The sequence below is a fragment of the Pseudomonas sp. GL-B-12 genome (assembly GCF_019955895.1).
Taxonomy (GTDB): Bacteria; Pseudomonadota; Gammaproteobacteria; order Pseudomonadales; family Pseudomonadaceae; genus Aquipseudomonas.
On sequence record NZ_JAHBCX010000022.1, the window covers coordinates 121,766 to 134,508 of the forward strand.

Here is a 12,743-nt window from a genome sequence, read left to right on the forward strand (position 1 = left end):
GAGGCAACCATGGCAGCAGAATCCGCTTCGGGCTATATCCAGCACCACTTGCAGAACCTGACTTTCGGTCAGTTACCTACCGGCGGCTGGGGCTTTGCCCACACCGCAGCAGAAGCCAAAGCAATGGGCTTCTGGGCATTCCACGTCGATACTCTCGGGTGGTCGGTTGCGCTGGGTCTGATTTTCGTACTGCTTTTCCGCATGGCGGCCAAGAAGGCGACCTCCGGTCAGCCTGGCGGTCTGCAGAACTTCGTCGAAGTGATGGTTGAATTCGTCGATAGCGCCGTGAAGGACAGCTTCCACGGCCGTAGCCAGGTAGTTGCTCCACTGGCACTGACGGTTTTCGTCTGGGTGTTCATGATGAACGCCATCGACCTGATTCCGGTCGACTGGATTCCTCAACTGGCCATGCTGATTTCCGGCGATAAGCACATCCCGTTCCGTGCAGTGTCCACGACCGACCCGAACGCGACGCTGGCCATGGCCTTCTCTGTTTTCGCTCTGATCATTTTCTATAGCATCAAGATCAAGGGGCTCGGTGGCTTCCTCGGTGAACTGACCCTGCATCCGTTTGGCAGCAAGAACATTTTCCTGCAGATCCTGCTGATCCCGGTTAACTTCCTGCTCGAATTTGTGACCCTGATCGCCAAGCCGATCTCGCTGGCACTGCGTCTGTTCGGCAACATGTATGCCGGCGAGCTGGTGTTCATCCTGATCGCGGTGATGTTCGGCAGCGGCCTGCTGTGGCTCAGCGGTCTGGCTGTGGTGTTGCAATGGGCGTGGGCTGTATTCCACATCCTGATCATCACCCTGCAAGCGTTCATCTTCATGATTCTGACCATCATCTACCTGTCGATGGCGCACGAAGAAAACCATTAAGACCAGTCTCGACTAGTCTGATGTCCTTCCCGGTAAAACGGGAAGGGGCTCCTTACGGGGCATCTGAAACGATTTGTTTTACCGCTTTAATCTAAAAAACCTAAACCATACGACGTAAAAGTCGGGAGGAAAGATGGAAACTGTAGTTGGTCTAACCGCTATCGCTGTTGCACTGTTGATCGGCCTGGGCGCACTGGGTACCGCAATTGGTTTCGGCCTGCTGGGCGGCAAGTTCCTGGAAGGCGCAGCGCGTCAGCCAGAAATGGTTCCAATGCTGCAAGTTAAAATGTTCATCGTTGCCGGTCTGCTCGACGCCGTAACCATGATCGGTGTTGGTATCGCTCTGTTCTTCACCTTTGCGAACCCGTTCGTTGGTCAAATCGCTGGCTAATTACTCGGATCTTCCGGGTAATTTGGTGTGATGGACAACGTAACTGCGAGGTGTTGGCGTGAACATTAATGCGACCCTGATTGGCCAGTCCGTTGCGTTCCTGATTTTTGTACTGTTCTGCATGAAGTTCGTATGGCCTCCGGTCATTGCGGCATTGCACGAACGTCAAAAGAAGATCGCTGATGGTCTGGACGCTGCCAGCCGAGCAGCTCGCGACCTGGAGTTGGCCCAAGAGAAAGCGGGTCAGCAACTGCGCGAAGCGAAAGCTCAGGCAGCTGAAATCATCGAGCAAGCCAAGAAACGCGGTAATCAGATTGTCGAAGAGGCTGTTGAAAAAGCCCGTATCGACGCTGACCGTGTGAAGGTTCAGGCTCAGGCCGAGATCGAACAGGAACTGAACAGTGTCAAAGACGCGCTGCGTGCCCAAGTGGGCTTGCTGGCAGTCGGCGGCGCCGAGAAGATCCTGGGTGCCACAATCGATCAAAACGCGCACGCAGAGCTGGTTAACCAACTGGCTGCTGAAATCTAAGCGAGGGCGATCATGGCAGAACTGACCACGTTGGCCCGACCTTACGCTAAGGCGGCCTTCGAGCACGCTCAGGCCCACCAGCAACTGGCCAATTGGTCAGCCATGCTCGGCCTGGCTGCAGCGGTGTCGGAAGACGACACCATGCAGCGCGTGCTCAAGGCCCCGCGACTGACGAGCGCAGAAAAGGCCGCCACGTTTATTGACGTGTGCGGCGACAAGTTTGATGCCAAGGCACAGAACTTCATCCACGTCGTTGCCGAAAACGACCGTCTCCCGCTGTTGCCGGAGATCGCCGCTCTGTTCGACCTGTACAAGGCCGAACAAGAGAAGTCGGTAGACGTTGAAGTGACCAGTGCTTTCGCATTGAACCAAGAACAGCAAGACAAACTCGCCAAGGTTCTCAGTGCACGACTCAACCGGGAAGTGCGCCTGCAAGTTGCGGAGGACGCTGCCCTTATTGGTGGTGTCGTCATCCGCGCCGGCGACCTGGTTATCGATGGCTCGATTCGCGGCAAAATCGCGAAACTTGCCGAAGCATTGAAATCTTGAGTTTGAAGGGGCAGCAGAGCAATGCAGCAACTCAATCCTTCCGAAATAAGTGAAATTATCAAGGGCCGCATCGACAAGCTCGATGTGACCTCCCAAGCCCGTAACGAAGGCACTGTCGTCAGCGTATCTGACGGTATCGTGCGGATTCACGGTCTGGCCGACGTCATGTACGGCGAGATGATCGAGTTTCCGGGCGGCGTCTTCGGTATGGCCCTCAACCTGGAGCAAGACTCCGTAGGTGCCGTTGTATTGGGCGCATACCAGTCTCTGGCTGAAGGCATGAGCGCCAAGTGCACTGGCCGCATCCTGGAAGTTCCGGTTGGTAAGGAACTGCTGGGTCGCGTAGTCGACGCACTGGGTAACCCTGTTGACGGCAAAGGTCCACTGGGCAACACCGAGACCGACGCGGTCGAGAAAGTTGCTCCAGGCGTGATCTGGCGTAAGTCGGTAGACCAGCCTGTACAGACTGGCTACAAGGCTGTCGATGCCATGATCCCTGTCGGCCGAGGCCAGCGTGAGCTGATCATCGGTGACCGTCAGATCGGTAAAACCGCTCTGGCGATCGACGCGATCATCAACCAGAAGAACAGCGGCATTTTCTGCGTCTACGTAGCGATCGGTCAGAAACAATCGACCATCGCCAACGTGGTTCGCAAGCTGGAAGAAAACGGCGCCCTGGCCAACACGATCATCGTGGCTGCCAGTGCTTCGGAATCTCCTGCGCTGCAATTCCTGGCACCGTACTCCGGTTGCACCATGGGTGAATTCTTCCGCGACCGCGGTGAAGACGCGCTGATCGTTTATGACGATCTGTCCAAGCAAGCAGTGGCGTACCGCCAGATTTCCCTGCTGCTGCGCCGTCCACCAGGCCGCGAAGCTTACCCAGGCGACGTGTTCTATCTCCACTCCCGTCTGCTGGAGCGCGCATCCCGCGTTTCGGAAGAATATGTAGAGAAGTTCACCAACGGCGCAGTGACCGGCAAAACCGGTTCCCTGACCGCACTGCCGATCATCGAAACCCAGGCTGGCGACGTTTCCGCGTTCGTTCCGACCAACGTGATTTCCATCACCGACGGTCAGATCTTCCTGGAATCGGCCATGTTCAACTCGGGCATCCGCCCTGCAGTGAACGCCGGTGTTTCGGTATCCCGTGTGGGTGGTGCCGCTCAGACCAAGATCATCAAGAAGCTGTCCGGTGGTATCCGTACCGCTCTGGCTCAGTACCGTGAACTGGCGGCATTCGCCCAGTTCGCTTCTGACCTGGACGAAGCGACCCGTAAGCAACTTGAGCATGGTCAGCGCGTTACCGAGCTGATGAAGCAGAAGCAATACGCACCAATGTCGATCGCTGACATGGCGCTGTCGCTGTATGCCGCTGAGCGTGGGTTCCTGACTGACGTTGAAATCGCCAAGATCGGCAGCTTCGAGCAAGCGCTGATTGCTTTCTTCAACCGCGATCACGCCGATTTGATGGCGAAGATCAACGTGAAAGGTGACTTCAATGACGAAATCGACGCTGGCATGAAAGCCGGTATCGAGAAGTTCAAGGCCACCCAAACCTGGTAAGCCGCAGCGGGAGCCGCAAGGCTCCCGCTTGCTAACCTGATAGGTGTTACATGGCAGGCGCAAAAGAGATTCGCAGTAAGATTGCGAGCATCAAAAGCACGCAAAAGATTACCAGCGCCATGGAAAAAGTGGCGGTCAGCAAAATGCGCAAGGCACAAATGCGCATGGCTGCTAGCCGTCCTTATGCGGAGCGTATCCGCCAGGTAATTGGGCATCTGGCCAACGCCAACCCGGAATACCGCCACCCGTTCATGATCGACCGCGAAATCAAGCGTGTTGGTTATGTCGTAGTGAGCAGTGACCGTGGTCTGTGCGGCGGCTTGAACACCAACCTGTTCAAGGCCCTGGTCAAGGACATGGCGGTAAACCGCGAAAACGGCGTCGAGATCGATCTGTGTGTCGTTGGTAGCAAGGGTGCGGCCTTTTTCCGCAACTTCGGCGGTAACGTCGTTGCAGCTATCAGCCACCTGGGTGAAGAGCCGTCGATCAATGATCTGATCGGCAGCGTCAAGGTGATGCTGGATGCTTACCTGGACGGCCGTATTGACCGCCTGTCCGTGGTGTCCAACAAGTTCATCAACACCATGACGCAACAGCCTACCGTGGAGCAGTTGATTCCACTGGTGGCAACCCCGGATCAAGACCTCAAGCACCACTGGGACTATCTCTACGAACCGGATGCCAAGGAGCTGCTGGACGGCTTGATGGTCCGTTACGTGGAGTCACAGGTCTACCAGGCGGTGGTCGAGAACAACGCGGCTGAACAAGCTGCGCGGATGATCGCGATGAAGAACGCTACCGACAACGCCGGTGATTTGATCAGCGATTTGCAGCTGGTCTACAACAAGGCGCGTCAGGCTGCGATCACCCAAGAGATCTCGGAAATCGTCGGCGGCGCTGCCGCGGTTTAACGGTTCAAATATTCAGAGGATCCAGCTATGAGTAGCGGACGTATCGTTCAAATCATCGGCGCCGTTATCGACGTGGAATTTCCACGCGACAGCGTACCGAGCATCTACAACGCGCTGACAGTTCAAAGCGCGGCCGGGACCACTCTGGAAGTTCAGCAGCAGCTGGGCGACGGCGTGGTTCGTACCATTGCGATGGGTTCCACCGAAGGCTTGAAGCGCGGTCTGGACGTTATCGACTCCGGCGCAGCCATCTCCGTACCGGTCGGTAAAGCGACTCTGGGCCGGATCATGGACGTTCTGGGCAACCCGATCGACGAAGCTGGTCCAATCGCTACTGAAGAGCGTTGGGGCATTCACCGTCCAGCGCCTTCGTTCGCTGAACAAGCAGGCGGCAACGACCTGCTGGAAACCGGCATCAAGGTTATCGACCTGGTTTGCCCGTTCGCCAAAGGCGGTAAAGTCGGTCTGTTCGGTGGTGCCGGTGTAGGCAAAACCGTAAACATGATGGAACTGATCCGTAACATCGCCATCGAGCACAGCGGTTATTCCGTGTTCGCCGGTGTGGGTGAGCGTACTCGTGAGGGTAACGACTTCTACCACGAGATGAAGGATTCCAACGTTCTGGACAAAGTGGCACTGGTTTACGGTCAGATGAACGAGCCGCCGGGTAACCGTCTGCGCGTAGCACTGACCGGCCTGACCATGGCCGAGAAGTTCCGTGACGAAGGTAACGACGTTCTGCTGTTCGTCGACAACATCTATCGTTACACCTTGGCCGGTACTGAAGTATCCGCACTGCTGGGCCGTATGCCTTCGGCAGTAGGTTACCAGCCGACCCTGGCTGAAGAGATGGGCGTTCTGCAAGAACGTATCACTTCGACCAAGGAAGGTTCGATCACTTCGATCCAAGCGGTATACGTACCTGCGGATGACTTGACCGACCCGTCGCCAGCGACCACCTTCGCCCACTTGGACGCTACCGTCGTTCTGTCCCGTGACATCGCTTCCCTGGGTATCTACCCAGCGGTAGACCCACTGGATTCGACTTCGCGCCAGCTGGACCCGAACGTGATCGGCCAGGACCACTACGACACCGCTCGCGGCGTTCAGTACGTTCTGCAGCGTTACAAAGAACTGAAGGACATCATTGCGATCCTGGGTATGGACGAGCTGTCGGAAGCCGACAAGCAGTTGGTAAACCGTGCTCGTAAGATCCAGCGCTTCTTGTCGCAGCCGTTCTTCGTGGCTGAAGTCTTCACCGGTGCATCGGGTAAATACGTTTCCCTGAAAGACACCATTGCTGGCTTCAAAGGCATCCTCAACGGTGACTACGACCACCTGCCAGAACAAGCGTTCTACATGGTTGGCGGCATCGAAGAAGCGATCGAGAAAGCCAAGAAACTGTAATCCCGGCGCCCGGCAACGGGCGCTAATTTAGGTTGAGGCAATCAGATGGCTATGACAGTCCATTGCGACATCGTCAGTGCGGAAGGAGAAATCTTTTCCGGCCTGGTCGAGATGGTGGTTGCGCACGGTGCACTGGGTGATCTTGGTATCGCCCTGGGTCACGCGCCGCTGATCACTAATCTCAAGCCGGGCCCGATCCGCCTGATCAAGCAGGGCGGGGAAGAGGAGGTGTATTACATCTCCGGCGGTTTCCTCGAGGTTCAGCCGAACATGGTCAAGGTGCTTGCCGACACTGTGCAACGTGCTGCCGACCTGGACGAAGCCGCAGCTTTGGAAGCCGTCAAGGCTGCCGAGAAGGCTCTGCACGACAGAGGCGGTGAGTTCGACTACGGTGCTGCTGCCGCACGTCTGGCCGAGGCTGCAGCTCAGCTGCGCACCGTCCAGCAGATCCGCAAGAAGTTCGGCCACTAAGGCTGCACTTATTGTGTGATTGATTAAAAAGGGTAGCCTCGGCTACCCTTTTTTCTTTTCCGATTTTTACAACCCGGTCGCAGCCGCTGACCACCCAGGATTGGTAGCCAGTCATGTCTCTTGAAATCGTTATTCTCGCTGCAGGCCAAGGCACGCGCATGCGTTCCGCTTTGCCGAAGGTTTTGCACCCGATTGCCGGCAACTCCATGCTCGGTCATGTTATCCACAGCGCCCGGCAACTTGATCCACAGCGCATTCACGTCGTGATCGGTCATGGTGCCGACGCCGTGCGCGAACGCCTGGCGGCGGATGATCTGAATTTCGTCCTGCAGGATAAACAGTTGGGTACCGGTCACGCCGTTGCTCAAGCAGTGCCGTTCATTCAGTCCGACACCGTGCTGGTGCTCTACGGTGATGTGCCGTTGATCGAGGTCGAAACCCTGCAGCGCCTGCTCAAGCAGGTGGGTCCGCAGCAGTTGGGCTTGCTGACTGTCGAACTGGATGACCCGACCGGTTACGGCCGCATTGTTCGTGATGCTGCCGGCAAGGTTGCGGCCATCGTCGAACAGAAAGATGCCAATGAAGCCGAACGCAAAATCACCGAAGGTAATACCGGCATTCTGGCGCTGCCTTTTGCCCGTCTTGGCGAATGGATGAGCCGTCTCTCCAATAACAACGCCCAGGGCGAGTACTACCTGACCGACATCATTGCCATGGCAGTGAGCGATGGTCTGGTGGTGGCCACCGAGCAACCGCACGACGCCATGGAAGTGCAGGGTGCCAACGACCGCAAGCAGCTTTCCGAACTGGAACGGCATTATCAATTGCGCGCCGGTCGTCGTTTGATGGCTCAAGGTGTGACGCTGCGCGACCCGGCTCGTTTCGACGTGCGTGGAGACGTGACCGTAGGCCGCGATGTATTGATTGATATCAACGTGATCCTCGAAGGCAAGGTGGTAATCGAAGATGACGTGGTGATCGGCCCGAACTGCGTGATCAAGGACAGCACCCTGCGCAAAGGCGTGGTCATCAAGGCCAACAGCCATATTGAAGGTGCCATTCTGGGTGAAGGCAGCGATGCCGGCCCGTTCGCGCGTCTGCGTCCAGGTACCGTGCTGGAGGCCCGGGCGCATGTGGGTAACTTCGTCGAGTTGAAAAACGCGCACTTGGGCGAAGGCGCCAAGGCCGGTCACCTGGCTTATCTGGGCGATGCCGAAGTGGGCGCGCGTACCAACATCGGTGCCGGTACCATCACCTGCAACTATGACGGCGCCAATAAGTGGAAAACCGTGTTGGGCGAAGATGTGTTCATTGGTTCCAACAACTCGTTGGTAGCACCTGTGGATATCTTGGACGGTGCGACCACGGCGGCCGGTTCGACCATTACCTCGGCTGTGGATAAATCCCAGTTGGCCATCGGGCGTGCTCGTCAGAAGAACATCGACGGCTGGAAGCGGCCGGAGAAGATCAACAAGAGCTAAGTTATCCACATATGGGTGATCGTCTGAAGTTATTCACAGGCTGATCTATCGTATTCGCGGGCAAGTCGGATCGCCGATCCAACTTGCCCGCGATGCTTTTATCCACAGCTCTTTTTATCGCATGGCGCTTGACGAAGTTTCGCTGATAGGTTTTGATTGCTTCCGTTATCTTTCGAAACGAAACTTACCAGCTCATGTCGAAGCGCAACACACCTCAGCGTCGTCACAACATCCTCGCCTTGCTCAATGAGCAGGGCGAAGTCAGTGTGGATGAGTTGGCCAAGCGCTTCGAAACGTCGGAGGTTACGATTCGCAAGGATCTGGCGGCGCTTGAAAGCAATGGTCTGTTGCTGCGTCGTTACGGCGGAGCGATCACCATGCCTCAAGAGCTGGTCGCGGACCTTGGTCAGCCGGTTTCAAAATACAAACAAGCCATCGCCCGTGCCGCCGTCGCGCGGATTCGCGAGCATGCGCGGATCATTATCGACAGTGGTAGTACCACCGCTTCCATGATCCCGGAACTCGGGCAGCAACCCGGCCTGGTGGTGATGACCAACTCGCTGTATGTCGCCAATGCCCTGAGCGAGCTTGAGCACGAACCGGTGCTGTTGATGACCGGTGGTACCTGGGACCCGCATTCCGAGTCCTTTCAGGGGCAGGTTGCCGAGCAGGTACTACGCTCCTACGACTTCGACCAGCTGTTTATCGGCGCCGATGGCATCGATCTGGTTCGCGGTACAACCACCTTCAACGAACTGCTCGGGCTGAGCCGGGTCATGGCCGAAGTCGCCCGCGAAGTGGTCGTGATGGTGGAGGCCGACAAGATCGGCCGCAAGATTCCCAACCTGGAGCTGCCCTGGAGCAGTGTCCATACCCTTATTACCGATGAACGCCTGCCGCTTGAGGCTCGCGATCAGATTCAGGCCCGCGGCATCAATTTGATTTGCGCGGCTGTCAGTCAGGAGAAATAGCATGTGTGGAATTGTCGGCGCAGTCGCAGAACGTAACATCACCGCCATCCTCGTCGAAGGCCTGAAGCGTCTGGAATACCGTGGGTATGACAGCGCTGGTGTGGCGGTCTACACCAACGATGAAAAACTCGAGCGCCTGCGTCGTCCGGGCAAGGTCAGTGAGTTGGAGCAGGCACTGACCACCGAGCCGCTGGTCGGTCGTCTGGGCATCGCCCACACGCGCTGGGCCACCCATGGCGCACCGTGCGAGCGCAATGCTCACCCGCATTTCTCCGGTGACTTGGCAGTAGTGCACAACGGCATCATCGAAAACCACGAAGCCCTGCGTGAACAACTCAAGGCTTTGGGCTACGTGTTCACCTCGGACACCGACACCGAAGTCATCGCCCACCTGCTGAACCACAAACTCAAGGATCTGCGCGACCTGACCGTAGCCCTCAAGGCGACCGTCAAAGAGTTGCACGGTGCTTACGGCCTGGCAGTGATCAGCTCGAAGCAACCGGATCGTCTGGTCGCAGCCCGCAGCGGCAGCCCGCTGGTGATCGGCCTGGGTCTGGGGGAAAACTTCCTGGCGTCCGACCAGTTGGCCCTGCGTCAGGTCACTGACCGCTTCATGTACCTGGAAGAAGGCGATATCGCTGAAATCCGCCGCGACAGCGTGCAGATCTGGGACGTTGACGGCAAGGCTGTCGAGCGCGAAGCCGTGCAGTATCGCGATGGTGCCGAAGCCGCTGAAAAGGGCGAGTTCCGCCACTTCATGCTCAAGGAAATCCACGAGCAACCATCCGTGGTGCAGCGCACCCTGGAAGGTCGCCTGAGCCAGAACCAGGTACTGGTACAGGCATTCGGCCCACAGGCTGCCGAGCTGTTCGCCAAAGTACGCAATGTACAGATCGTCGCGTGCGGCACCAGTTACCACGCCGGCATGGTCGCGCGTTACTGGCTCGAAGAGCTGGCCGGGATTCCTTGCCAGGTCGAAGTCGCCAGCGAATTCCGCTACCGCAAGGTAGTGGTGCAGCCGGACACCCTGTTCGTGACCATTTCCCAGTCCGGCGAAACCGCCGACACCCTGGCCGCGTTGCGCAACGCCAAGGAACTGGGCTACCTCGCCAGCCTGGCGATCTGCAACGTCGGCATCAGCTCGCTGGTGCGTGAATCCGATCTGACCCTGTTGACCCAGGCCGGTCGCGAAATCGGTGTGGCATCGACCAAAGCCTTCACCACGCAATTGGTTGGCCTGTTGTTGCTGACGCTTTCCCTGGGCCAGGTTCGTGGCACCTTGGCCGAAGGTGTCGAAGCAACGCTGGTCGAAGAACTGCGTCGTTTGCCGACCCGTCTGGGCGAAGCGCTGGCCATGGACAGCACCGTGGAAAAAATCTCCGAGCTGTTCGCCGAGAAACACCACACGCTGTTCCTCGGCCGTGGCGCGCAGTTCCCGGTGGCGATGGAAGGGGCACTCAAGCTCAAGGAAATTTCCTACATCCACGCTGAAGCCTATCCGGCCGGCGAGCTGAAACACGGCCCGTTGGCGCTTGTGGATAACGACATGCCAGTGGTGACCGTGGCGCCAAACAACGAACTGCTGGAGAAGCTGAAGTCCAACCTTCAGGAAGTCCGCGCCCGCGGTGGCCAGTTGATCGTCTTCGCTGACGAGAAGGCCGGCATGACCAACGGTGAAGGCACCCACGTGGTGCACATGCCGCACATCCACGACATCCTGTCGCCGATTCTCTACACCATCCCGCTGCAACTGCTGTCGTACTACGTCGCCGTGCTCAAAGGCACCGACGTTGACCAGCCGCGCAACCTGGCGAAATCGGTCACTGTGGAATAAGTTATCCACAGGTGAGTTGAGCTGTTTGTGCTTAAGAACTATTTGAGACCATCAGCTCAACACGGTTGAGGGGCGGCAAAGTTCGCCTCCGTCGGCGATTAGACGGACTACTCTGGTGCTGGCTGCGATCGGTGCCAGCGCTACACCGTCCGAAAGCCCTGACATCAGAACCGAGGTCCGATCCTTAGCCGGATCACACAGGAAACCGGTACAGCCCCTGTTATCAAAGTATTGGCCTGAGCAGATCTGTTCATGTCGAGCAGATTCGGGTCGATCCTTGGACTCCGGCATCATGAAAGGCCACTCCGTTTGTAAGTACAACGAGGCACATTAGTGCGCAAACGCTTTAGGGTATTTATCCAGGTAGGCATCATTGAGTTGCGTATCTTGGGAGCGCATGAAAAGTCTAAAGTCCGGTACCAATAGGACCAGCAGTGATAACAGCAGCACCATGATGCCCAGCAGCGTAATTGTCAGTGTGATTCCCAGATAAGAGATCAGGGCGGTCATCGCGAAACTGCCGAGGGGGCTAGCCGCTGCAGACAGAAATGAAACCGTGGCAAAAATCCGGTTGCGATGGAGCGTGGGCGTCGCCAGCAATCTCACCGCAGAGGTAGGAGTATTGATCAACATCAGGCCGATGCCGCCGCAGAAAAAGGCCGCTGGTACGATCAACGACGATGAAATAGTGCCAACCACCACTAGGTTGCCTCCCAGTAGTGCAAAACCTGCGGAGACGCACATGTCACGAGGGACCCGTTCGGATAACCACCCGATGATTTTGTAACTTCCCGCCAAAATGCCCAGCCCGAAGCACGAATCCAGAAGACCAATGTAAGTGACCGGATACTGGATGACGTCCTTTACGTACAGTGGGATCAAGATAGTGAAAAATGGAAACAGCGCGAAATTGATCAGCATCGCAATGATGGCCAGGTAAAATTCGACTTTCACGCCATAAACCACTTTGAAACCTGAAAAGATCATGCTGAAGCCACTTGCACGTGGTGTTTTTTCGCATGGGTCAACTGCACCGATGTGGCTCGGGATGGTTGCAATCAATGCCCCGGCGATGAGAATTGCAAAAAAATCGGTGGCAAAGGCCATAGTGATACCGACCCCGTAAATCAACCCACTGGCCAGTACCGGTCCCAGAAGAATAGAAAAAGACGACATCACACTTTTGGTCCGAAAGGCCAAGGAGACTTTATCGTCGTCTGCAAACAAAGGAATGATCGACGCCTGGAGAGGGTCACGAACGCCGACGATCGCACTGCTGAGCATCATCAGCACGCCAACCGCCCAAGGGTTGAAAGACTCCGTGGCGGACAGTACCGCCATCAATAACGCGGTCAGCAGGCTGATCCATGAGGTCAGTTTGATGATGAGGATTTTGTTGTACTTGTCGCCCAGCCATCCCAGCAGGGGTTTGGCTAACACTTCCGCCGCGATGGAACAGGCAATCATGTTGGCGAAGTAGGTCGCAGAGCCTGTTACCTGCAGGGCCCACCAAGCCACCGCCAGTTGATTGCACCGTCCACTCAGAGTGATCAGCAAATAGCTGAATTGCAGTTTCAGCAGGCGCCGGTCGATATCGGGAAGACCCCAAGTAGTACCTGAAAAATTTCCATTCATGGATGTATCTTTGATCCAGATAGGGGCGACGGCACAAGCAGGATGTTCAAGAATCTTTTTTTTACGGATGCAGCCTTCACTGACTAGAGAGTTTTCTTACAGTAACTGGATGGGCCCGA

General features: G+C 56.8%; 12 protein-coding genes. 11 read left to right on the top strand and 1 reads right to left on the bottom strand.

The features are described 5' to 3' along the window. Positions 1–9 precede the first annotated feature (9 nt). The 11 genes from atpB (at position 10) to glmS (ending at position 10,989) form a co-directional block, all read left to right on the top strand. Positions 10–879 carry a F0F1 ATP synthase subunit A gene (gene atpB, locus KGA85_RS13280; protein ID WP_108230975.1) on the top strand — a complete coding sequence of 290 codons (870 nt, stop codon included), beginning with the start codon at positions 10–12 and terminating at the stop codon, positions 877–879. A gap of 133 nt (positions 880–1,012) precedes the next feature. Further along, positions 1,013–1,270, top strand: coding sequence for a F0F1 ATP synthase subunit C (atpE, locus tag KGA85_RS13285; RefSeq protein WP_003097235.1), 258 nt, complete (start codon positions 1,013–1,015; stop codon positions 1,268–1,270). Positions 1,271–1,328: 58 nt separating this feature from the next. Beyond that, positions 1,329–1,799 carry a F0F1 ATP synthase subunit B gene (locus KGA85_RS13290; protein ID WP_008064601.1) on the top strand — a complete coding sequence of 157 codons (471 nt, stop codon included), beginning with the start codon at positions 1,329–1,331 and terminating at the stop codon, positions 1,797–1,799. 12 nt (positions 1,800–1,811) lie between these two features. Continuing rightward, positions 1,812–2,348 (top strand): F0F1 ATP synthase subunit delta, encoded by a 537-nt coding sequence (locus KGA85_RS13295; RefSeq protein WP_008045680.1) that lies wholly within the window; start codon positions 1,812–1,814, stop codon positions 2,346–2,348. A 21-nt stretch (positions 2,349–2,369) separates the two neighbouring features. Then, a complete protein-coding gene (atpA, locus tag KGA85_RS13300; protein WP_030132553.1) occupies positions 2,370–3,914 on the top strand; it encodes a F0F1 ATP synthase subunit alpha in 1,545 nt (514 codons plus the stop codon). A 50-nt stretch (positions 3,915–3,964) separates the two neighbouring features. Further along, on the top strand, positions 3,965–4,825 hold the full coding sequence (gene atpG, locus KGA85_RS13305; RefSeq protein ID WP_008045673.1) for a F0F1 ATP synthase subunit gamma: 861 nt from the start codon (positions 3,965–3,967) through the stop codon (positions 4,823–4,825). A gap of 27 nt (positions 4,826–4,852) precedes the next feature. Beyond that, on the top strand, positions 4,853–6,232 hold the full coding sequence (atpD, locus tag KGA85_RS13310) for a F0F1 ATP synthase subunit beta (RefSeq protein WP_095057928.1): 1,380 nt from the start codon (positions 4,853–4,855) through the stop codon (positions 6,230–6,232). A gap of 45 nt (positions 6,233–6,277) precedes the next feature. Then, positions 6,278–6,703: a F0F1 ATP synthase subunit epsilon gene (locus tag KGA85_RS13315; RefSeq protein ID WP_223455172.1), complete on the top strand. Its 426-nt coding sequence runs from the start codon at positions 6,278–6,280 to the stop codon at positions 6,701–6,703. Positions 6,704–6,816: 113 nt separating this feature from the next. After that, complete coding sequence (gene glmU / locus KGA85_RS13320) at positions 6,817–8,184, top strand: bifunctional UDP-N-acetylglucosamine diphosphorylase/glucosamine-1-phosphate N-acetyltransferase GlmU (RefSeq protein ID WP_223455174.1); 1,368 nt, start codon at positions 6,817–6,819, stop codon at positions 8,182–8,184. A 194-nt stretch (positions 8,185–8,378) separates the two neighbouring features. Next, positions 8,379–9,155, top strand: coding sequence for a DeoR family transcriptional regulator (locus tag KGA85_RS13325; RefSeq protein WP_223455176.1), 777 nt, complete (start codon positions 8,379–8,381; stop codon positions 9,153–9,155). Position 9,156: 1 nt separating this feature from the next. Next, positions 9,157–10,989, top strand: a complete 1,833-nt coding sequence (gene glmS / locus KGA85_RS13330) for a glutamine--fructose-6-phosphate transaminase (isomerizing) (protein WP_223455178.1) — start codon at positions 9,157–9,159, stop codon at positions 10,987–10,989. A gap of 330 nt (positions 10,990–11,319) precedes the next feature. Here the strand turns inward: glmS and KGA85_RS13335 are convergent, their stop codons facing one another. Then, positions 11,320–12,624: an MFS transporter gene (locus KGA85_RS13335; RefSeq protein ID WP_223455180.1), complete on the bottom strand. Its 1,305-nt coding sequence runs from the start codon at positions 12,622–12,624 to the stop codon at positions 11,320–11,322. Positions 12,625–12,743 lie beyond the last annotated feature (119 nt).

Excerpts from the sequence above, each read along its gene's own strand:
- atpB (WP_108230975.1), top strand. The coding sequence starts at position 10 with ATGGCAGCAGAATCCGCTTCGGGCTATATCCAGCACCACTTGCAGAAC.
- atpE (WP_003097235.1), top strand. The coding sequence starts at position 1,013 with ATGGAAACTGTAGTTGGTCTAACCGCTATCGCTGTTGCACTGTTGATC.
- KGA85_RS13295 (WP_008045680.1), top strand. The coding sequence starts at position 1,812 with ATGGCAGAACTGACCACGTTGGCCCGACCTTACGCTAAGGCGGCCTTC.
- atpA (WP_030132553.1), top strand. The coding sequence starts at position 2,370 with ATGCAGCAACTCAATCCTTCCGAAATAAGTGAAATTATCAAGGGCCGC.
- atpG (WP_008045673.1), top strand. The coding sequence starts at position 3,965 with ATGGCAGGCGCAAAAGAGATTCGCAGTAAGATTGCGAGCATCAAAAGC.
- atpD (WP_095057928.1), top strand. The coding sequence starts at position 4,853 with ATGAGTAGCGGACGTATCGTTCAAATCATCGGCGCCGTTATCGACGTG.
- KGA85_RS13315 (WP_223455172.1), top strand. The coding sequence starts at position 6,278 with ATGGCTATGACAGTCCATTGCGACATCGTCAGTGCGGAAGGAGAAATC.
- glmU (WP_223455174.1), top strand. The coding sequence starts at position 6,817 with ATGTCTCTTGAAATCGTTATTCTCGCTGCAGGCCAAGGCACGCGCATG.
- KGA85_RS13325 (WP_223455176.1), top strand. The coding sequence starts at position 8,379 with ATGTCGAAGCGCAACACACCTCAGCGTCGTCACAACATCCTCGCCTTG.
- glmS (WP_223455178.1), top strand. The coding sequence starts at position 9,157 with ATGTGTGGAATTGTCGGCGCAGTCGCAGAACGTAACATCACCGCCATC.
- KGA85_RS13335 (WP_223455180.1), bottom strand. The coding sequence starts at position 12,624 with ATGAATGGAAATTTTTCAGGTACTACTTGGGGTCTTCCCGATATCGAC.